15 protein-coding genes and 2 tRNA genes are annotated in these 20,909 nt (G+C 53.2%); 11 read left to right on the top strand and 6 right to left on the bottom strand.

The annotated features are described in order from the left end of the window. A complete protein-coding gene (locus HYT77_02750) occupies positions 1-2,496 on the bottom strand; it encodes a DEAD/DEAH box helicase family protein (GenBank protein ID MBI2066914.1) in 2,496 nt (831 codons plus the stop codon). A 139-nt stretch (positions 2,497-2,635) separates the two neighbouring features. Between HYT77_02750 and HYT77_02745 the strand changes: the two genes are divergently transcribed. Together HYT77_02745 and yacG are read left to right on the top strand one after the other, a co-directional pair. Then, positions 2,636-2,708 (top strand) — tRNA-Gly (locus HYT77_02745). 221 nt (positions 2,709-2,929) lie between these two features. Beyond that, positions 2,930-3,193: a DNA gyrase inhibitor YacG gene (gene yacG / locus HYT77_02740; GenBank protein ID MBI2066913.1), complete on the top strand. Its 264-nt coding sequence runs from the start codon at positions 2,930-2,932 to the stop codon at positions 3,191-3,193. Positions 3,194-3,217: 24 nt separating this feature from the next. Here the strand turns inward: yacG and HYT77_02735 are convergent, their stop codons facing one another. The 3 genes from HYT77_02735 to HYT77_02725 all read right to left on the bottom strand — a co-directional run bounded on the left by HYT77_02735 (position 3,218) and on the right by HYT77_02725 (position 6,907). Further along, entirely contained in the window at positions 3,218-4,774 is a 1,557-nt protein-coding gene (locus HYT77_02735) for a sodium-dependent transporter (GenBank protein MBI2066912.1), read from the bottom strand. Between the two features lie 61 nt (positions 4,775-4,835). Beyond that, positions 4,836-6,023 (bottom strand): saccharopine dehydrogenase NADP-binding domain-containing protein, encoded by a 1,188-nt coding sequence (locus HYT77_02730; protein MBI2066911.1) that lies wholly within the window; start codon positions 6,021-6,023, stop codon positions 4,836-4,838. Beyond that, entirely contained in the window at positions 6,020-6,907 is an 888-nt protein-coding gene (locus HYT77_02725) for a DMT family transporter (protein ID MBI2066910.1), read from the bottom strand. Before HYT77_02725 ends, HYT77_02730 begins: the two co-directional genes overlap by 4 nt. Before the next feature lie 120 nt (positions 6,908-7,027). On the opposite strand from HYT77_02725, the gene HYT77_02720 reads away from it, so the two are divergent. From HYT77_02720 to HYT77_02700, 5 genes are all read left to right on the top strand, one after another. Next, positions 7,028-8,497, top strand: coding sequence for an aldehyde dehydrogenase (locus HYT77_02720; protein MBI2066909.1), 1,470 nt, complete (start codon positions 7,028-7,030; stop codon positions 8,495-8,497). 99 nt (positions 8,498-8,596) lie between these two features. Continuing rightward, positions 8,597-10,066 (top strand): aldehyde dehydrogenase family protein, encoded by a 1,470-nt coding sequence (locus HYT77_02715; protein ID MBI2066908.1) that lies wholly within the window; start codon positions 8,597-8,599, stop codon positions 10,064-10,066. A 48-nt stretch (positions 10,067-10,114) separates the two neighbouring features. Continuing rightward, positions 10,115-11,455, top strand: coding sequence for a 4-aminobutyrate--2-oxoglutarate transaminase (gabT, locus tag HYT77_02710; GenBank protein ID MBI2066907.1), 1,341 nt, complete (start codon positions 10,115-10,117; stop codon positions 11,453-11,455). Then, positions 11,452-12,900, top strand: coding sequence for an FAD-dependent oxidoreductase (locus HYT77_02705; protein MBI2066906.1), 1,449 nt, complete (start codon positions 11,452-11,454; stop codon positions 12,898-12,900). The genes gabT and HYT77_02705 overlap by 4 nt, the downstream gene beginning before the upstream one ends. Before the next feature lie 6 nt (positions 12,901-12,906). After that, the gene (locus HYT77_02700; protein ID MBI2066905.1) at positions 12,907-14,001 is read left to right on the top strand and encodes a hypothetical protein; all 1,095 of its coding nucleotides are present in this window, start codon (positions 12,907-12,909) and stop codon (positions 13,999-14,001) included. Positions 14,002-14,010: 9 nt separating this feature from the next. On the opposite strand, the gene HYT77_02695 is transcribed toward HYT77_02700, so the two are convergent. Then, positions 14,011-14,082 (bottom strand) — tRNA-Val (locus HYT77_02695). A gap of 202 nt (positions 14,083-14,284) precedes the next feature. Between HYT77_02695 and HYT77_02690 the strand changes: the two genes are divergently transcribed. The 4 genes from HYT77_02690 to HYT77_02675 are packed head-to-tail and all read left to right on the top strand — an operon-like array spanning position 14,285 to position 20,232. After that, positions 14,285-14,662 (top strand): hypothetical protein, encoded by a 378-nt coding sequence (locus HYT77_02690; protein MBI2066904.1) that lies wholly within the window; start codon positions 14,285-14,287, stop codon positions 14,660-14,662. A 60-nt stretch (positions 14,663-14,722) separates the two neighbouring features. After that, positions 14,723-15,982, top strand: coding sequence for a TolC family protein (locus HYT77_02685; protein ID MBI2066903.1), 1,260 nt, complete (start codon positions 14,723-14,725; stop codon positions 15,980-15,982). Further along, positions 15,975-17,039, top strand: a complete 1,065-nt coding sequence (locus HYT77_02680; protein ID MBI2066902.1) for an efflux RND transporter periplasmic adaptor subunit — start codon at positions 15,975-15,977, stop codon at positions 17,037-17,039. The genes HYT77_02685 and HYT77_02680 overlap by 8 nt, the downstream gene beginning before the upstream one ends. After that, positions 17,032-20,232, top strand: coding sequence for an efflux RND transporter permease subunit (locus HYT77_02675; protein ID MBI2066901.1), 3,201 nt, complete (start codon positions 17,032-17,034; stop codon positions 20,230-20,232). Before HYT77_02680 ends, HYT77_02675 begins: the two co-directional genes overlap by 8 nt. Here the strand turns inward: HYT77_02675 and HYT77_02670 are convergent. Then, complete coding sequence (locus HYT77_02670; GenBank protein ID MBI2066900.1) at positions 20,225-20,866, bottom strand: hypothetical protein; 642 nt, start codon at positions 20,864-20,866, stop codon at positions 20,225-20,227. The two genes, HYT77_02675 and HYT77_02670, sit on opposite strands and share 8 nt — an antisense overlap. Between the last annotated feature and the right edge of the window lie 43 nt (positions 20,867-20,909).

The following is a 20,909-nucleotide window of genomic DNA, read 5'->3' as shown; positions in this document are numbered from 1 at the left end:
TTAATACGCCGCTTCATCCCCAACAACGTATCGAACTGGTTCCTCCTCTTTCTGCGTTGGTTGATCCTCTTGTAGAGAATAGCCGATCGCCCTGTATCCGCGAACACGGCGAAGGAACATTCTGCGGAGCATCGGTACATCCTGATCGACATAATCATAGACTTGTACAACGTTCTTCCCCTCATGGGACCGATGGAGACGGCCGACATATTGTTGCAAGGTCCCTTTCCATGAAATCGGGATGACCAAGAAAAGGGTATCGAGGCGGCTATCATCAAACCCCTCCCCAATATATCGGCCCGTGGAGAGGATGACCCGCTCTTCCGTATCAGGCAGTTTTGCCATTTCAGTCATCAGCAACTCACGTTGTTTTCTCCCCATTCCACCACGAAGGACAAAAACATTTTTAACAAACCCTTTAAGCCTTCGCTCGATCTCCTCCAGATGTTCTGTCCGTTCCGTGAGAATCAGCGGGGAACGCCCAGCTTCAAGGGCCTTCATAAGATCGTCAAAGATCAGGTCGTTCCGTTGTTCATTCTGAATCAATGCTGAATAAATTTCCTGAATACTCAATTGTTGATCGGTTGTCGGCAATTGAAACGGGGTATAGCGAGGGGTCACAACGTGTTCAAAAGCGGTTAGCTCCCTCTGTTGTTTAGCGGTTACTTTGTAACGGATCGGACCGCATTGCATCGTAATGATGGGGTGATGACCATCTTTGCGAATTGGTGTCGCCGTAAGCCCCAGAACATATTTTGCCTTTGCGTTTTTCAAAACTTGCTCGACGCTGAAAGCGGAAACGTGATGACATTCGTCAACAATCAGATGGCCATAATCAGCCACCACTGGTTTGACCTCACCTTCTCGATGAAGGGTCTGAATCGTCGCAATATCAACAATCCCTGTTGCCTTGGATCTCCCTCCTCCAATCACCCCGATTGACTTGGGAGGGAGGCCCAGAAACATGGATAATCGTTCCCTCCATTGATCCATCAGTTGCTTACGATGGACAAGAATCAGGGTGTTGGTCTTTCGAGAAACAATCATCCAAGCGGCAACCACCGTTTTACCAAAAGCGGTCGTGGCAGAAAGAACACCAATGTTGTGTTTGGCGAGTTCCTTTGCGGCCTCTTTTTGAAGCTCTCTCAATTCACCTTTGAAAGAAACCTTAATAGGCCGCCCGGAAAAGCATTCGCTTCTGATTTGAGGAGTCATTCCATGTTCTCTCATCAATTCGACGACCTCGTTCAGACAACCACGGGGAACGGCAACATGATCCGAAAAATCTTCTCCGCAATAGATGATACGCGGCTTGCCAAATGTGGAAAGCCGCATCGCCTGTGCTCGGTAGAATTCCGGATTCTGAAAGGCCGCCAGCCTCAAGATTCGATTGAGCATGGCCGACGGCAGTCCATGCTTTTCAACAAAGATCATATTGGCAGAGACGACATTCACCTTTTCAGGAAACGGTCCCTTGATTTTTCTCTTTCTCGTTTTTTCTTTGGGAGTGTCCCAAGGTTTAACTCCCTCCTGTTCCTCATCATCGCTCACCATTGGGATGTCTCCCACATCAGAGTGAAAATCGACGGCGGCAAGAATCTTCTGGATTTTGCCTTGGGCAAGTTTATGTACCTGGGAGAGGACGCTCCACTGATCCTCATGCAAATTTCCATTCTCGTCGATGAAGGCACTGTTGCCACAACTCCTCGGTTCTCGTTGGAGTGGTAGTGCGATCAGGTTACCAAATCCACCCTTGGGCATTGTATCCTGATTGGGAAAGAGTCGGTCATAGGAATTGAGTCCTATTTGATGACGTTTCTCCATCGCCTTGGTCAGTAGAAAACTGCCGAGCCTTCTGGCAAGAGAGGCGGCGATCGGCGTTTCAAAAAAGATCCAAACGTGACCACCCTTTCCGGACCGAGACCGTTCCAAGATGCCATCTACTTCCTGCTTCTGGCATACTCTTAGAAAAGCCTTCGCATCTTCCAGCCAGTTTTCCTTGTCAAAGTCGGCCGCGAGGAACCAACAAGTTTCATCAACAAGAAGGGGGTACAATCCGATGGTTTGTTTTCCGGAGAGATGATCGCGGATCGCCTGATCCGTCAGCGGAAGGAATTTTCGATTCTCGCACCGGGAACGCTTGCTCCGATCATGGGAGCACAACGGACAATCCCAATCATGGGAACAGGCGGGTGAATAGCCTTTCTTGCCATCCTTCCCTTCCCAACGAAGGGCATAGACATCCTCCCGTCCCCGAAAAAGTGATCGGAACAAGGTAATTTTTTGATCGGCCGATAAGTTGGAGGTTTCCGTAGGAACTGCCACAGTCTTGAGCGGTTCCTGCGACTCCGTTCCCAATTTTTGGCGTAATAACCTGTTATCGGCCCGGAGCCGCTCGCACTCTGCCAGCGCCGCCCTTAATTTTTCTTCTATATCGGTCTCCATGATGGAAGGTTTGATCCTATACAAGGATGTCCCGTGAAGTCCATGAGCCATTTTCCAGTTGCCTCGGCCAAACCTTCTGATTAAAGTCGAGAACATTGCGGGCGTAGTCCTTCGACAGGCTCAGGACTTGTACCAGATTGGGGTTATCGAGTAACACAAGTCTTGTACGAGTGCTGAGGGTAGTCGAAGCGCGGGCGTAGCTCAGTTGGTAGAGCGCGAGCTTCCCAAGCTTGAGGTCGCGGGTTCGAACCCCGTCGCCCGCTAAAGAAAACAAGTCCCCGTTGTGGGGACTTGTTTCTTGACTCGTCAAGGGGTTCGAAGCCGACCCGAAGCGCCGCCTGTGGCGGAAAAGTGAGGCCCGGCTAACTCCGGGTCGAACGGCAGCGAGGGCGGCCGGGTTTCGGAGGATGAGCCGACAGGCAAAGGGGGAGAAACGAACCCCGTCGCCCGCTTTTGTGTACAAATACCGCACATTAAAAAATTCATGAAGCGCACCTGCCCCATCTGCAATGTCGAAATAGTCTGGACAGGAAACCTCTGGCGCCCTTTTTGTTCCTCTCGCTGCAGGTTGATTGATCTGGGGAAATGGATTCGTGGCGACTACTTCATCCCGGACAAATCTATCTCCAGGGAATCGCCCCCAGAAGAAGTTGAGGAGAAAGAATCCAGTTTTCTTACGAATTCCTCTTCTTCAGAACCTTTGAATAACAGGAAACAGCCGTCCCCAACAAGGCGATCCAAGAAATAATCATAAAGATCCAACCGGAGAATTTCATGCGACCTTCTCCCTCTCTCGTCGTGCCCTCCGACGGAAGGCGACGGAGATTAGTGCATTAATAACGACGAACATCATAAACATCATGATCCGTGAAGTCATGATGTAGGGGATATCTTCCCCCGAAACCCCCTCCATAAAGAGGATACGAATTCCATCCTGTTTGCCCCAAGAGATCAGGATGAAGATAAGATAAAGCGGTGTCACATACTTAAGGACAAAGAGAAAGAAACGGGGCAGTTTGAGATCCCCCCCCGCATTGATCTCCTCCCAGGCCTTGTTCGGTCCGTAGATCCATATAAAGACAATCGTCTCGATCAAGGCAAAGACGACCACCCCGAGCGTCCCCAGCCAGAAATCCATCTCGTCGAGATAACCATGCCCTAGAAAGAAGATCACCGGTTGGGCGCAAAGAAACCAGGCGGTGCTCATCACGACAACGGCTTTTTTTCGGCTCCATCCAAACTCATCCTGAAAGAAAGCGACCACGGGCTGGACCATCGAGACAGAAGAGGTGATCGCCGCAATGAAGAGGAGAAAAAACCAGAGGGTGCCAAAGAAACGGCCGAGCGGAATTTTTTCAAAGATAAGAGGCATGGCCTGGAACCCAAGATTGAAAGAGCCTCCATGGGCGATTTCTGTTGCTGCGACAATACCAAAGAAGGCAACGGCAATCGGGATCGCAATCGATCCTCCACAAACAACTTCAGCGACCTCATTAGAGATCGCCGCCGTCAATCCATTCAATGTAACATCCTTTTTACGATCCAGATAGCTCGCATACGTCTGGATACAACCGAACCCGACAGAAAGGGTAAAAAAGATCTGACCAGCAGCAGCGAGCCAGATCTTGGCATTCCTGAGCTGGGAAAAATCAGGGTTCCAAACAAAACCGAGACCGCTGACCACCGAGTTTTCCGGATGCATCGGATCAGGCGAATCGAGCGTGAAGACCCGGATGACGAGGACCAAGGCCATGATAAAGAGAAGTGGAAGGCCTATGTTGCAGAGCTTCTCAATCCCGCCTCGAATTCCATACCACAGGACATAAACATTGACGGCAAAAGAGAGGAGGAAGAAGGAATAGACGGTCCCCATCCCATCAAAATAGGAGGAAGATTTGAGCCCCTGAAAACTGGTGAGAAAGGTACCCATCTCTTCACGAGTGGCAATGCCGGAAAAGCGGCCCGTCATTTCAAACCAGGCATATCCGAGTGTCCAGGCCTCCAGATAGATGTAGTAGACGCAGACCCCAAAGGTGATGATAAGCCCCAGTGATCCAAAATGTTTGGAGAGTGGATTTTTCCAAAGGACATGAAACATCCCTGGGGTTGAACCGTGTCCATGGGCCCCGCCCATCCGCCCCATCGCCCATTCGGCCCAACAGAGAGGAATCCCCAGAAAGAAGAAGGCAATGAAGTAGGGGATCATAAACGCCCCACCACCGTTTTGTGCACATTGAACGGGAAATCTTAAAAAATTGCCAAGACCGATTGCGCTGCCGGCGACAGCAAGAATAACTCCGATTCGTGATCCCCAAGATTCACGCGACATGAGTCCAGGTTCAGTAGAGGGAAACAGTCTCTTTGTCAACAAAAAGGGGGTTTTAATCTGATCAGACGGCAAAATCCCAGCCCGAAATCTGCCGGCTCTTCACCATCATTTTTCGACGCTTGAGCGCCTTGAAGAAAATATCGGACGGAACAACCGTTTCGGGTGGCAGTACACCACAACCATTGATTTCTCCCCTTACCAACATCTGCGCAGCAATCGATGGAGGAGCCCCTGTATCAATATCCAACCCAATCCCCCACTCCGGCATTCCGACCGCATGACAATCAACAACCATTGTCACCTTCTTCCCTTTCTTCCGTCCCTTCACAACCGACCGGACCACCTCGTACTGTTTCAGGGAGCCATTCGTCTTCTCTTTCGGCAAGACGGAAACCAGTTGAAGGAGCAGGTCTCGCGGCACCACCTTTCCACCACCGATCTCCACTGGCTGTTCCGAGGCGATACCAAGATCCCGCAAGAAACGGACCTTGTTTGTGAAATCGTCGTCAAACGCAATCTTGAAGCTGACCTCACGCACCCCCTTCTTTTTATAGGTCAGCGGCAGTGTCGCCACCTCCGAATGAATCGTATGCATCGGCCTTTGAATCCCAACAGGCGGCGGAAAACGATGGGAGTTCGCCCCGGACATCGGTTCTACAAAACAGAATCGCCCCTTACTAAAAAACGCCGGCTTAAACGAAAACTCGTCAAGGATCGTCTTCAACGAATAGGAGACGGAGAGTGGTGAGGTCTGTGTATACCGTGTCAGGTCGACTGCCCCTAGCCGGCAATGAATCTCACGCACCTCCTCCATCTGGGAGGCGGCATGGGCCGCCATGATATTGGTGACACCGGGGGCCGCCCCCATGCCGAGCAGTGCCAACAGGTTGGCGTTCTTGAAACGGTCATGCAGCTCAAGCTGTTTTCGGGTCATATGAAAGAGACCCCCAAGATCGACATAATGAACACCCGCAGAAAGCGCCGCCTCCATCACATTGAGATTGAATTGGTATTGGGTTGAATTGATCACAACAAAAGAACCTTTAAGGAGCTGTATAAGGGAATCATGATCTTTTACGTTGGCAAAACAGGCCTTGATGCGAGGCGACCGGAAGGAAGAGGCCAGTTGTTCCGCCGCCTCCTGATTGTAATCGGCAATCAGGATCTCCGCCTTTGGATCGGTCTCGAAGAGATCCCTCACGGTGATCCGACCCATCGCACCTGCACCACCTAAAACGATATATTTCATATGACTGAGGTTAGAAAAACTCCAATGATAATGGTAACGACAAAAATCCACTGTAGTCCAGTGATTCTCTCTTTGAGGGCGAGCCACGCAAATCCAAGTGTGACGACCGGATACGAGGCGCTAATCGGTGTGACGATCGAGATCGGGCCAGTTTTTGTTGCGATCAAGACCCCGAGATCACCGGTTCCCATCACCGCCATTGGAACGGCGGCCCGTTTCCATTGCCCAGGGGTCAAGGCGATTGAAAGATCCTTTACCTCCTTTTTCCCTCGAAGGATGCCGTAGAGACCTAGTGTCAACATGCCACCGGTGATGCTTAGCAAACACATATTAGCCTCATCCGATCCAGCCTGGAGATAGGCATACTTGCTGATTGTTGCTGAGATGCCCCAGACCAGTAGTGCTGAAACGGCGAGTGGGATCCAACGACCATGCTTCACCTTCTCCGTAATCGCCTCCTTGTGAGGGACTGAAAGACCGATGCAACTCACGATCACCATAATCACACCGATCAGTTGGTACGTCGTCACCTGCTCGTTTAAAAAAATCCTCGCCATCACAACGGTCAAGGCGGGATAGGCGGCTGAAAGGGTCCCGACGATGGTGATCGGTCCTGAAATAATCGACTCGTAATACAAGACCCAGGCGATTCCGTCGAGAAGATAGGTCACGAGCCCATAGATGATAAAGCCACGTGCCTCCGGAATAAAAAGAGGAGGCACCTCTCCCTTCGCAAGGGAATAAAGATAGAAGCAACCCATCACGATCGACCGGGCAATTATATAATAGAGGCAGAACTTGGCAGGTGAGACATCCTCAATATACTTTTTGACAAGCCCCTGCCCCAATCCCCAAAAAAACATCGCTGCAAGCGTCGGCGGCATCCCAGATACGAGGCAGGCTGCTGAGGCGCGACGCAGGCGTACTTGCCGGTACGTCGAGGAGCGACCGAAGCAGCCAACGAAGTAGATGGGCCTTTGTCAATATCCTGCTAGGAGGGTTTCATGGCGAAGATCCTGATCCGAAATGAATGGCAGGAGAGTCTCTCCAGAAGAAGCCGCCCCGTTACTAATCCCTCAACACTGGAGAAGATCGACGAGGTTCCGGAGGGGAATGCCGAGGATGTCGATCATGCCGTTCGCGCTGCCCGGGAGGCCCAAATCAACTGGAAAATGGTGACCGGTCTGGAGAAGGCTGACCTTCTCCACCATGTCGCCCGAAAAATCCGGGAGGACAGGAGGGAGATCGCCAAGCTCCTTACCCTGGAGGCCGGAAAGCCTCTGATTGAAAGTCTCGATTGCGTCGAGTGGGTCGCCGCCTGCTTTGATTATTACGCTGAGATCGGACGTCACGAGCGTGGCTCTTCGCTTCCCCCCGTAGGACGACATCAGGTCAATTTTACGATCAAGGAGCCGTATGGCGTCGTCGCCTGCATTGTTCCGTTCAATTTTCCGCTTCTCCTCATGAGCTGGAAGGTGGCACCCGCAATCGCAGCCGGGAATTGCGTTGTTATCAAACCACCGGAAGTCGCCCCGCTCTCCACCCTCCGTCTCGCCAAATCGTTCGAGGATCTCCCTCCGGGTGTCATCAATATTGTAACCGGAAGCGGTGAAGAGGCCGGTGAGGCGCTCGTTCGTCACCCCGATGTCAACATGATCGCCTTCACCGGCTCCAATAACATTGGGAAGAGAATCATGCGACTGGCGGCCGACCATATAAAGAAAATCAATCTCGAACTGGGGGGAATCGATCCTCTCATCGTTTTTGAAGATGCCGATCTCGATGTTGCCGTACCGGGGACGGCCTGGGCACGCTTTCTCAATGCCGGGCAGGTCTGTACCTCTTCCAAGAGGATTTATGTCGTTGAAAAAGTGGCCGATGAATTTATCCACCGCCTTGTCGAACATACAAAAACACTGCGCGTCGGCAATCCGATCGATCCGGAGACAGATATCGGCCCGATGATCTCCGAGGAGCAACTTAAAAGGGTGGAGAGGCAGGTGGCTGAAGGGATCAAACAGGGGGGAAAACTCCTTTACGGTGGAAAACGAGTTCCGGGTCAGAACGGATGGTTTTATCTGCCAACCGTTATTACTGACGTGCAACCAGACAACCTTCTCTTCACGGAGGAGGTCTTTGGTCCGGTTGCCGCAATCGCACGCGTCAAAGATGCAGAGGAGGCAATCCGTCTGGCGAATGATTCCCCGTACGGATTGGGGGCGAGTATTTACACGAAGAGCCTGGAGACGGCGATGAAGGCGATGGAGGAGATCAAGGCGGGGAGTTTCTGGATCAACGATCCGCTCTCGGACAACGATGCCGGTCCTTTTGGCGGGATGCGACAGAGCGGTCTTGGCCGGGAGCTCGGTACAGAAGGGCTCGATGCGTTCCGGGAGACGAAGCATGTGCACCTAGATTACATGATGGAAAAGAAGGATTACTGGTTCCCATATAAAGATAGACCTATTCATTAATCTCCCCCTCTTAGGGTAAGAGGGGGAAGCCCTGCGCGAACCTGTCCTGAGCATCGTCGAAGGGCGGGGGGAGTTACGAGACATTAGGAGGGATAGCTCATGCAAACCTACAAAATGTACATCGGTGGCGAATTTGTAGAGGCGAAGCGTGGAAAGAGGATGGACCTCCTCAATCCGGCCACGGGTGAGATCGCCTATCAGGTCCCGGAGGCAGGTGTTGAAGATGTGGATGCCGCAATCCAATCAGCGCGCAGGGCGTTTGATGAAGGCCCGTGGCGCGATTCAACGGGCCAACAGCGTGGACGAGTCCTCTTTCAGATCGCCGAGGCACTCCGGCGTGAATCAAAACGCCTCGCCCTGCTCGAGACCGAGAATATGGGGAAGCCACTCACCGAATCTGAATTCGACTTAGCCGATGCCGCGACCTGCTTTGAGTATTTTGGTGGTTGGGCAACAAAGATCATGGGGGAGGTCAATCCGGTGCCGGATAACGCCCTCTGTTTTACTGTGAAGGAACCGGTCGGCGTCTGCGGCCTCATCATCCCATGGAACTATCCGCTACTCATGGCGGCCTGGAAGCTGGCCCCCGCACTCGCAGCCGGTTGCACGATGATCCTCAAACCGGCCGAGGCGACACCGATCACCGTCCTTGAACTGGCAAAACTGCTGGATCAGATCCCGGATCTCCCGAAAGGGGTGGTCAATGTTGTGACCGGTTACGGCGAGGTGGCCGGGGCACGACTCGCACAAAGTCCGTCAGTCGATAAAGTCGCCTTCACCGGCTCAACCGAGGTCGGCCGTTCTATCCTGCGGGCCGCCGCCGACACCAATCTTAAGAAGGTAACCTTGGAGCTTGGTGGAAAGTCTCCCAATATCTTCTTTGCCGACGCCGATTTCCAGTCAGCCGTTGACGGGGCGCTCTTTGGCGTCTTCATCAATCAGGGAGAGGTCTGCTCGGCCGGGTCACGAATCCTCGTTCAACGGTCGATCCATAAGGAGTTCGTACAGGCGATGAAAAAGAAGGCGGAACAGATTGTTCTGGGTGCCGGGACAGAAACGGGGGTCAAGATGGGACCACTCATCACGGCAGAGCATCGGGATCGTGTTGAATCGTACATCCAGAAAGGGATTAAAGAAGGGGCCAAGCTGGTGACGGGCGGAAAGCGGCCGAACGGAAAACTCCGTCAAGGCTATTTTATTCAGCCAACTATTTTCGATGATGTCACCGGAGCGATGACGATCGCACGTGAGGAGATTTTTGGACCGGTCGCCGCGGTCATCCCGTTCGACAAGGAAGAGGAGGCGGTCGAGATCGCCAACAAGAGCGACTACGGCCTGGCAGCGGCGGTCTGGACAAAAGATATCTTCAAGGCATTTCGTCTGGTCAAAAAGATTCGGGCCGGGGTTGTCTGGGTTAATCACATGCAACCTTGTTATGTCGAGGCCCCATGGGGCGGTTACAAGATGAGTGGAATTGGACGGGAATTAGGAAAGTATGGTGTCGAGAATTTTCTGGAGTCGAAACAGGTGTATGTTAACTTAAATGAGGCACCGATTGGATGGTATTGAATATGGGCATCCCCCCCTCAGATGTGATCGGTTCCCTGGAGAGGGAATATGAGCTGTATTATTTTAAAAACCGAAATCCCCGGCCCTAAGAGCCTGGCTTTATTGGAGGAACGAAGGCGCTACGTCTCCTCGGCCGTCTCGATTCACACGAGTCAGATCTTTGTAGAGCGTGCCGATGGCGCCCTCATCACCGATGTCGATGGAAACGTGTTGATCGATCTCGTCGGCGGGATCGGCAGCATGAATGTGGGTCATACGGATCATCATATTGTAGAGGCCGTGAAACGGCAGGCAGAAAAACTTCAACACACCTGTTTCATGACGGGGATGTACGAACCGTACGTCGCCCTTGCCAAAAAACTGGCGGAGTTGACGCCGGGGCGATTTGAGAAAAAATCGGCCCTTTTCAATAGCGGGGCCGAGGCCGTCGAAAACGCGATAAAGTTTGCACGTGCCTATACCAAACGGCCCGCCATCATTTCACTCCAGAACGGCTTTCATGGCCGAACCCTCCTGACGATGAGCCTCACCTCCAAATACGTCCCGTACAAACAGGGATTCGGCCCGTTCGCACCGGAAATTTACAATTTTGCCAGCCCTTATCCCTACCGACGCCCTGGAGGAATGTCCGAAGAGGCATCTGTCGATGAGACGATCGAGCGCTGGCACACCTTTTTTAAAGCAACGGTCGCTCCCAATCAGGTGGCCGCGGTAATCTTTGAGCCGCTTCAAGGCGAGGGAGGCTTTATCGTCCTGCCCAAGAGATTCGTTCAAGCGATCGTGAACTTCTGTCGCGAAAACGGGATTGTTGTCATTGCCGATGAGGTGCAGAGCGGTTTTGGCCGGACCGGGACGATGTTCGTCTCAGAGCAATTCGGGATAGAACCGGATCTGATCACCATGGCCAAATCACTTTCCAATGGATTTCCACTGGGGGCCGTCACCGGACGCAAAGAGATTATGGATTCCCCGCAAACGGGTGGGATCGGTGGGACATTCGGCGGAAATCCGGTCAGCTGTGCCGCCGCCCTGGCAGCAATTGAAACAATTGAAAAAAACGGTCTCTGCAAAAAGGCCCAGACACTCGGAGAAAGGATCTGGGGTCGAATGAAGCGGTTGGAAAAGGAGATCCCAACCATCGGCGAGATCCGCGGTTTAGGGGCAATGATCGCCGTCGAACTGGTCAAGGATCGCCAGACCAAAAAACCAAACAAGGAGGCAGTTGATCACGTTATCTCAACAGCGGCACGCCGCGGGGTTTTACTGCTTGCCGCAGGGTTGTGGGGGAATGTTCTCCGATTTCTCCCACCCCTCTCTATTACAGAGTCCCAAATCGACGAGGCGCTCGACGTCGTTCACGATTGTTTGAAATCCGGAGGGATCTCTTGAAAAAGGGTTCTGGATTCGGAAAGTTCTCCCTCTTTCTTCTCCTGATCCCCTCTCTTCTTGTGACAGGTTGCTCCCGGTGTGGCATTCCAAAAAATGCGGGAAAGACCGATGTCCTGATTGTTGGTGGGGGGATCTCCGGTCTCGTCACGGCTCATCTTCTCAAAAAAGAAGGTCTCACTTATAAAATTCTGGAGCTCCGGCCTCGCGTCGGTGGGAGGATCCAGACCGCCCGTTACCCCGGCAACATCTCTGTGGAGGCCGGTTTGGAGGAGTTTTGGGAGGGGAACCGCGCGATTGAGCTTCTCCATGAATTTAAGATCCCACTGACATCAGTCGCCCCCCACTCGAGTGTCGTTGTTGGCGGAAAATTGTATCCTTATATTCAGGAGAGCGTCGATGAGTACCTTGAGGCGCTCTTTCAAAAGGGCGAGATCGAAAAACTGAAGAACTGGGAGAAGGAGACACTCAAAATAGTCGACAAGATCAGAGGACGGCAGCTTGAAGCACTCTGGCACTTGAAGGAGATCTCTTTCGGTGAATGGGTCCGCCGGTCGGGGCTTCCTCAAAAGGTCCAGGAATGGATTCGTGTAACACTGGAGGTAGAGATCGCCACCGGATGGGATAGCCTCAGCGCGCTTGACGGCATCGATGAGTGGGAAAAATTTATTGGCAAGGGACAAACGGGTTACGAGGTTGAAGGAGGAAACCAGAGGCTCGTTGATGCACTGGTTCAGTCGATCGGGAGTCGAAATATTCTTGTGAATACCCAGGTCAAAAGCATTCGGAACACTACCGACGGCGTCCATATCACCGTCATGGAGACCTCAACACTGGTTCACAAAGATTATGAGGCCGACTTTGTCGTTGTGACAGCCCCGCTCTTCAGACTCCCTTTTGAAGTCCAGTTTGATCCACCGCTTTCTTCCAAGGTGCAGGAGGCGATAGCGGCACAGAACTGGGGGGCCTATTTCACCGCCCATCTCTTTCTCGACCCGGCCGCTGAGAAATACTGGATGATCGATGGTGTCAACACGCTGGCGATCCTCTCCGATGGGCCGTTGGGGGTCATTTATGATGGAAATGCCGAAGAGAAAAGTCCCCCCTACCGCGTGCTAAATTTTCTTTGTACCGGGGCCTATGCCGAAGGATTTAATTTACAGCCCCTCCCGGCGGTTCGCCAGGAATTGGAAACGGCGCTCGAGAAGTTTTGGCCCGGTATCAGTCAATACGTAAAGAAGTGGGAGTTCTTCCGTTATCACCCTCGGGCGATTGCCGGCTGGCCGGTCGGCCGCTCCCGTTTTGATGAGTTGTCCGAAGAGGTTCGAAAACCCCAGGGACGCCTCTACTTTGCCGGCGATTTTACCGAAAACACACACTCCGACGGCGCCGTCCAGTCCGCCTATCGGGTGGTGCAGGGTATCGTTCAACACAAAAAAGAGCCTTGATTACTTATGCAAAAACTCTTCATCATTTTTTTGTTCTCTCTTCTCACCCTTCCGGCCCTCCTCTTCGGAAAGAGCCAAAAAAAGAGTTCTGTGATTCTGACCGCATTCGGCGGCATCAATGAAAAGGGAGAAACCTGGGGAGAACCAAAACCTTTTCTCGACCTGATGAAATCCAGAAAAGACCGGACCTCCGATTTTACCTTTTGTGACCAGGTTTTTACCGGAAAACTTTATGAGACTCCAATCCTGTTGGCCGTTACCGGCATCGGCATGGATGCCTCAGGAACCTGCATGGAGGAGATCCTGTTTCGCAACGCGAAGAAGGTTCAGGAGGTCCTCTGGTCGGGAATCGCCGGTGTCTCCCCTCAAAAAGGGGAGCTCTATGATGAAAAGGGTCTCCGGCGCCTTGACCGCGAACCGGTGATGCTCGGTGACCTCTGCGTGAGCCCCCTGGCCTATAGCTACGATCTCCATCGATCGAGCGTTAATGACTGGCAAAAAACAGAAAAGTGGTGGACCTCGGCAGACGGCTGGTGGAAGATGCCTTGGAAGAACCGGAATCTTTTTGCGGCAGGGCAATCCGTCCTTGCTGATGAGTTATTAAAGGTCACCTCCTCTCTCACCTGGCCTGAAATGCCCGAGGCGATCCTGCAAAAAATCAGGATGTATCATCCCAAAGAGGCCGTACGCGCCCCGAAGATCTACCGCTATGAAGAATGCGCGGAGGTCTCGAGCAACAACTTCTGGCATGGGGCGCCTGAAGATCAGCTCGCACGAAGCTATGTGGCGACGTTGATTCAGAAGGCATTGAATCTCTCCAAAGAGGCCGATCAGGTCATCGCCTTTACGGCAATGGAGGCGGTCTCCTGGATGAACGTAGTCGAAGAATGGAATCAACTGGAGAAAACAGCGATCCCGTTCGTCAACGTTCGTGGAGCCAGCAACTATGATCAACCTCCGCCGGGTCCCAATGGAAAACCGGTGATCTCTTCCCAGGAAAGCCTTCAGAAAGGATTTGATCTCGGCGGTGAAGAGTACGCCGCCGAGACCGCCGCCTTACCTATTTTAAAGATGTTTGAACTCCGCGGGTTGAAGAAATAGTGAAACTTGTGGGCGCTGCTGGGATCGGACCAGCGGCCTCTTCCGTGTGAAGGAAGCGCTCTACCACTGAGCTAAGCGCCCGGGACCGCTCCTGATTAAGTACTTCGACTCGTAATTACCATGACGTATCTGAAAAGCCAAAAAAATCAATGAAGTTACTCGCTCAGCACTAGGTCAGCGGGTTGCTGCATGGCAAGTGAGAAAACGTGATTCGGAGAATCTCCACACCCAAAAACAAATAATTGCGTATCTTGTATTGAAATGATACCATGGGGTCGTTTTTATGAGAAAGAGACTGCTAAAGCAGAGGTGGATCGGGGTCGCGTTCGCTACCTGGATGGTCGTCCTGTTTTTGGGGGTCTGCCCCTATCTCTGTCCACCCGTCCAGGCGAAAGAAGTCGTTCCACCCTGCCACAAGGAGGCAGAATCGGCAGCCCCTTCTGAGAGAGAGACCCACGATTGCTGCCGGGAAGAGTTCAATTCCTATCTCCCCAACACACAATTCGATCTGATCACCCCTTCTCTAACAACAGTTCTTTTTGTACTCTCCGATTGGTTGGACAGCCAATCCAATCAAGAATCGAGAGGTCTCTTCTCTTCTGAGAGGGCCCCTCCCCTTCTTGCAACCTCCGTCGCAAACAAAGTCACATTGAATCTTTAATCTCAACTCTCCACGAATGAGTTGATGGGCGCTCTCTCTTGTGCGCCCAAGGAGAGTTGTATGTCCCGTTATTTAAAATTCTTGGTGTTTCTGCTCTTTTGGGTCCTGGAATCTGTCGCACCTGCCGCAGAGACCGTTACCCTGGATGAACTCCTTCAGGAGGTATTCCAGAACAACCCTGATATCCGGGCTGCCGGCTATCAGGTTGAGGCAGCACGGGCTCGGATCTCGCAGGCGAAGGCGCTGGACGATCCGATGGTTGGCGTCATGTTTGAAGAGGTTCCGGTCGATACACTCGACGTCAAGCAGGGAGAGATGATCAACTATCGGCTCGAACAGAAAATCCCTTTCCCGGGTAAACGCCATGTAAAAGGCAAAGTGGCCCGGTTCGATGCGCAGGCGGAGCAAGAGGTCTCTCGTGGTCGAATCGCAGATGTCCTTCTCGATCTTAAAATGACCTATTATGAGATCTACCGACTCGACCGTCAGCTTGAGACAACGAAGGAAACCGCCGAGCTTTTTCGACAACTGCTCGCCTCCACCAAGACCGCCTATGCTACCGGACAAACGACCGCCGATACACCACTCAAGGCCCAGGTAGAGCTCTCGATACTCCAGAATGAGGAGATCAAGCTTAAACAGGAGCGTTTGACCCATCTCGTACACCTCAAGGCACTCCTGAACCGATCGGGGCACGATGAGATCGTTCTATCAAAAAACATCGAATTCCCCCACCTTGAAGCAACATTAGATGAAGTTACGGTGGGCGCCGTTGAATCGCGACCGGAACTGACCAGGCTAGCCGCGATTGAGGAACGCGACCGTTCGAAACTGACCGCCGCACGGCAGGGATTGCTCCCCGATTTGAGTTTGGGGCTGGAATATAACCAGCGAACCACGAGGCAAGATGCCTGGACCGGAACCGCAATGGTCAACATCCCACTCTACTTCTGGAAAAACCGTGGAGAGATCAAAGAGGCGAACGCCTCGCTCGCCGCAACGCGTGCAGAAAATGAATCGGCGAAGATCCACACACAGCACGAGATTGAACAGGCATACAGCGCCTTTCGCGCCGCCGAGGAGATCGTTCAAAATTACGAAGGAGGGATTCTGCCGGCGGCGAGCGCCACCCTCAAGACCGCCCGGACATCGTACCGGACAGGCAAGGTCCAGTTCCTTACCCTGGTAGATGCCGCACGAACGCTGCGTGATCTGAAGATGACGTTCTATGAAAATCAGGCGGGGCTTGGGATAGCCTACACACAGCTTGAAAGGCTCGTCGGTTCCCCACTAAATCAGAAAGGAGAAAGCGATGAATAAACAAACCATCATCATCGTCGGATTGTTGGTTATCCTTGGAGGGGCTGCCACCTATTACCTCCTGCGCCCTACAGAAACAACCAAACAGGAGCAGGCAATCAGTCATTATACCTGCCCGATGCACCCGCAGATCCATGAAGAAGAGGAGGGAGAGTGCCCGATCTGCCATATGAAACTGGTGCCCGTTTATAAAGAGTCCTCTTCCGTTAGTCCTCTCCCCTTGGCCTGCCCTGAGCCATGCCGAAGGGCGGAAGAGGGTGGACCGCCGGAGGCAGGACGGGTGAGGGGGGTCACCATCTCCCCCGAACGACAACAAATGATCGGCATCACCACCGCTACAGTGATGAGAAAACCGGCAGTCAAGGAGATCCGGGCACCGGGTCGGGTCGCCTTTGACGCCGATCTTGCAGTCGCACAGACCGAATTTCTGGAGATCGCCGCCGGCTCACCGGACCTTGAATCGGCGGCACGAAACCGACTGAATCTCTTGGGGATGGGGAAAGAAGAGATTCAAGAACTGAAACGCCGCGGTGAGCCGGACCCGGCATTGACCCTTCCCCGCGACGGGGGACCGGTCTGGATCTACGCCCCACTCTACGGCACGGATACAACGGAGGTGAAGGTGGGACAGAGAGCAACAATGACCCTGCCACAGACAGGCAGCATTTATGAAGGTGTGGTACGCGGCATCAGCCCGGTACTGGATCCCATGACCCGTTCGACCCGCGCCCGGATCGAGATTGCGGGTGCCGGCGGCAAGATTTCTCCGGAGAGTTTCCTCAATGTAACACTGAATCTTGATCTGGGAGAGAAACTTCTTGTCCCGAAATCAGCGGTGATTGAAACCGGCACGCGCTCCCTCGTCTTTGCCGTTCATGGATCCCATTTTTCAGCACGGGAGGTCATGACGGGATCGGAGACGGCCGATGCACGCGTGATCCTGGAGGGATTGAAAGAGGGAGAGGTTGTTGCAACAAGCGCCGCCTTTTTGATCGATTCGGAAAGTCAACTCCGGGCGGCGGTCGAAGGAGGCGGAGGAGATCACCACCATGATTGAACGAATTATTGACTACAGCGGCCGAAACAAATTCGTCGTCCTGACCATTGTCCTCTTTCTCGTCGGGATCGCCCTCTGGTGTCTCAAGCGGGTCCCGCTCGACGCGATTCCCGATCTCTCAGACACACAGGTGATCGTCTATTCACGATGGGACCGGAGCCCCGACATCATGGAGGATCAGGTCACTTATCCGATCATCTCGGCGCTCTTGGGGGCACCAAAGGTCAAGGCAATACGCGGCTTCTCCGACTTCGGATTTTCTTACGTCTACGTCATCTATGAAGATGGAACCGATCTCTACTGGGCAAGGAGCCGGACGCTCGAGTATCTTTCCAAAATTATTCCCTCCCTGCCCGAGGGGGTCAAAACCGAGCTCGGGCCTGATGCCACAAGTGTCGGCTGGGTCTTCGAGTATGCCCTCATCGATGAATCCGGAAAACACAATTTGCAGGAATTAAGAAGTTATCAGGATTGGAACCTGCGCTATCAGCTCCAGTCAGTCCCCGGTGTCGCGGAGGTCGCCACCTTTGGTGGCCATATCAAGCAGTATCAGGTCTCTCTGAATCCAGCGGCATTGATCGCCTACAACCTCCCGGTCAACCGGGTAATCGAGGCGATCCGGAACGGGAACAACGAGGTCGGCGGACGACTCGTCGAGTTCTCCGGCCGTGAATACATGATCCGAGGGCGTGGCTACATCAAGACGATCGAAGATCTGGAAAAAATCGCGGTCGGAAACGACCCCAAGTCAGGCGTTCCGATCCAGATCCGCCATATTGGCAGCGTTTCACTCGGCCCCAATATCCGGCGTGGGGTTGCCGATCTTGACGGAAAGGGAGACGTCGTAGGTGGCGTCGTCGTAATGCGTTACGGCGAGAATGCCCTCAATGTAATTGACCGCGTGCAAAAGAAGATCGAGGAGATCCGCCCCTCCCTGCCGGAAGGGGTCAGAATGGTCACCACCTATGATCGGGCCGACCTGATCCGACGGGCGATCGAAACACTCAGGCGGACGCTTGTCGACGAAATGATCATTGTAAGCCTCGTGATCCTCCTGTTTCTCTGGCACATCCCGTCCGCGATCGTCCCGATCCTGACAATCCCGATCTCGGTGTTGTTCGCCTTTATTCCGTTTTACCTCATGGGGCTCACCGCCAACATTATGTCTTTGGCCGGCATTGCCATTTCAATCGGCGTGTTGGTGGATGGGGCAATTGTCGAGGTGGAAAACGCCTATAAGAAGCTCCAGTTGTGGATCACCAGCGGACGCAAGGGGGATTTTCATGAAATTCGGCTAAGCGCATTAAAGGAGGTCGGGCCGTCGGTCTTCTTCTCGCTCCTCGTGATCGCTGTCGCCTTCCTGCCGGTCTTCACACTCGTCGATCAGGAAGGGCGGCTCTTCAAACCGCTCGCCTATTCCAAAAACCTCGCAATGGTGATCGCCGCGCTTCTGGCCGTGACGCTCGATCCGGCACTTCGGATGCTGTTTGCCCGGATGGATCCTTTTTCGCTCCGACCCAAGTGGCTGGAGAGGTTCGCCAATGCCACGCTGGTCGGAAAATATTACCCGGAGGAGAATCATCCGATCAGCCGCGTCCTCTTTTCAATCTACGAACCGGCCTGCCGCTTTGTGCTGAAGAATCGAAAAAAGACGATCCTCGCCGCCGGGATTCTCATGCTCACCACGATCCCGGTTTTCTTCATGCTCGGCTCGGAGTTCATGCCACCGCTCAACGAAGGGGCGATCCTCTATATGCCAACGACACTCCCCGGAATTTCAGTCACGGAGGCTGAGCGAACCCTGCAGATTCAAGACCGGGTCTTAAAAAATTTTCCAGAGGTCGAGACCGTGTTTGGAAAGATCGGTCGAGCAACGACACCGACCGACCCTGCACCCTTTTCCATGGTTGAGACAACGGTTCTGCTCAAACCTAGAAAAGAGTGGCGAAAGGTGAAACGTTGGCCGATCGGGAGCCGAACGATTACCTGGGAAGAGCTGATCAACGAGATGGATCGCGCCCTGCAGCTCCCCGGCTGGACCAACGCCTGGACAATGCCGATCAAGAACCGGATCGATATGCTCGCCACCGGGATCCGGACACCGATCGGGCTAAAAATCTTCGGTGCAGACCTAAAGAAGATTGAGGAGATCGGCACGCGCCTTGAAGCGGTGCTGAAGGAGGTACCCGGTACACGCAGTGTCTATGCCGAACGGGTCGCCGGCGGTTACTTTGTTGACTTTGATCTCAAGCGGGATGAGCTCGCACGGTATGGATTGACCGTCGCCGAGGCGGAGGAGGTGATCAGCACCGCACTTGGCGGAGAAGAGATCTCCACCACGGTAGAGGGACGCGAGCGTTACACGGTAAACGTCCGGTATAGCCGCGAACTTCGGGATGAGATCACGGAACTGGGGAAGGTCTTTGTTGCGACCCCCTCCGGCGCACAAATTCCGGTTTCAGCGGTCGCGGAGATCCGGATGACAACAGGCCCTGCGATGATCCGGGACGAGAATGGGATGCTCTCCGGTTATGTCTATGTCGACATGGCGGGACGAGATATCGGTAGTTACGTCACCGAGGCCAAAAAATTTGTACACGCCCAATTGAAACTCCCGGAAGGTTACACCCTGCAATGGAGCGGACAGTACGAGAACATGATCCGGGTCCGCGAGCGACTCAAGCTGATCCTCCCGTTGACGATCTTCATCATTTTCTTTCTCCTCTATATGAACATGAAGTCGGCAGTGAAAGCCGGGATTGTACTGCTCGCCGTCCCGTTCTCGCTCATCGGCGCGGTCTGGTTCCTGTTTCTTCTGGGCTACAATATGTCGATCGCGGTCTGGGTTGGAATGATCGCCCTCATGGGACTCGATGCTGAGACCGGCGTCTTCATGCTGCTCTTTCTTGACCTCTCTTATAAGGAGGCGACTGAGGCAGGCCGTATGAGAAATTGCGACGACCTGACCGAGGCAATCATCCACGGGGCAGTGAAGCGGGTGCGCCCCAAGATGATGACGGTCTGTGCTGCTATGATCGGGCTGTTGCCGATCATGTGGTCAATGGGGACCGGGGCCGACATGATGAAGCGGATCGCCGCCCCGATGATCGGTGGATTGGTGACCTCGTTTGTTCTGGAATTGCTGATCTATCCGGTGATTTATTATTCATGGAAGAGGAAGGAGCTTAAATAAGCGACTGCACCTCAGGCGTTCCATCCAAATCCGTTGTCACCCCCATCGGTTCCAAATGAAGAGGCGTGACAGAGGGATCCACAAACACCTTGAGACCCACCCTTCTCGCCTTCTCGCAAAAATAGAAATCCTCCGGTAGGTGCCGTTTTGCACCCAGTGTACTCACAAACCAGGGGGGCCTCAGCTTCTTAAAAACATTTCTCTCAATCAACAAACAACCACCGCCGACATAATCAACGGATAACAATCTCCTAGTTGGCTTTTTCAAAGAAATCGGTTCAAAAGTCCCCCTCCCCTCTGTGAACGCCATCGGTTCAAAGGGAGGAAGCCGCTTTCGATAAAGACCACTGATAATCGGCTTCTTGTGAGCCAACAATCTCATCAAGGCATCTGAAGGCAGGACAATATCACTATCCAAAAAGAAGAGGTGAGTCGCCCTCATCGGATGATCGAGCATCTGTTGAACAAGATAATTTCTGGCCCGATCAACCAACGCCCCCTGAAAAAACATGATCTCGGTCTGAGCCGGTCTCTCAAGTTCAAGAAACCCGGCAACCGTCCGCCAATAAATGTATGAAGAGGCAACGGGAATCGCAATGATCACCCGTGCCCCTTTCCGCTTCAGACGACTCATGGTTTGTCCTTACTCCAAGAAACAGAGTATTCAATAACAACCT

It is taken from the genome of Deltaproteobacteria bacterium, from assembly GCA_016180855.1.
Taxonomy (GTDB): Bacteria; UBA10199; UBA10199; order JACPAL01; family JACPAL01; genus JACPAL01.
This window is presented reverse-complemented; position numbering and strand designations above follow the sequence as displayed.

What these genes read in the sequence shown, in the direction of transcription:
- gabT (MBI2066907.1), top strand. Translation starts at nt 10,115, where the DNA reads ATGAGCTGTATTATTTTAAAAACCGAAATCCCCGGCCCTAAGAGCCTG.
- HYT77_02730 (MBI2066911.1), bottom strand. Translation starts at nt 6,023, where the DNA reads ATGAAATATATCGTTTTAGGTGGTGCAGGTGCGATGGGTCGGATCACC.
- HYT77_02685 (MBI2066903.1), top strand. Translation starts at nt 14,723, where the DNA reads ATGTCCCGTTATTTAAAATTCTTGGTGTTTCTGCTCTTTTGGGTCCTG.
- HYT77_02675 (MBI2066901.1), top strand. Translation starts at nt 17,032, where the DNA reads ATGATTGAACGAATTATTGACTACAGCGGCCGAAACAAATTCGTCGTC.
- HYT77_02750 (MBI2066914.1), bottom strand. Translation starts at nt 2,496, where the DNA reads ATGGCTCATGGACTTCACGGGACATCCTTGTATAGGATCAAACCTTCC.
- HYT77_02720 (MBI2066909.1), top strand. Translation starts at nt 7,028, where the DNA reads ATGGCGAAGATCCTGATCCGAAATGAATGGCAGGAGAGTCTCTCCAGA.
- HYT77_02680 (MBI2066902.1), top strand. Translation starts at nt 15,975, where the DNA reads ATGAATAAACAAACCATCATCATCGTCGGATTGTTGGTTATCCTTGGA.
- HYT77_02670 (MBI2066900.1), bottom strand. Translation starts at nt 20,866, where the DNA reads ATGAGTCGTCTGAAGCGGAAAGGGGCACGGGTGATCATTGCGATTCCC.
- HYT77_02700 (MBI2066905.1), top strand. Translation starts at nt 12,907, where the DNA reads ATGCAAAAACTCTTCATCATTTTTTTGTTCTCTCTTCTCACCCTTCCG.
- yacG (MBI2066913.1), top strand. Translation starts at nt 2,930, where the DNA reads ATGAAGCGCACCTGCCCCATCTGCAATGTCGAAATAGTCTGGACAGGA.
- HYT77_02715 (MBI2066908.1), top strand. Translation starts at nt 8,597, where the DNA reads ATGCAAACCTACAAAATGTACATCGGTGGCGAATTTGTAGAGGCGAAG.
- HYT77_02690 (MBI2066904.1), top strand. Translation starts at nt 14,285, where the DNA reads ATGAGAAAGAGACTGCTAAAGCAGAGGTGGATCGGGGTCGCGTTCGCT.
- HYT77_02735 (MBI2066912.1), bottom strand. Translation starts at nt 4,774, where the DNA reads ATGTCGCGTGAATCTTGGGGATCACGAATCGGAGTTATTCTTGCTGTC.
- HYT77_02725 (MBI2066910.1), bottom strand. Translation starts at nt 6,907, where the DNA reads ATGCCGCCGACGCTTGCAGCGATGTTTTTTTGGGGATTGGGGCAGGGG.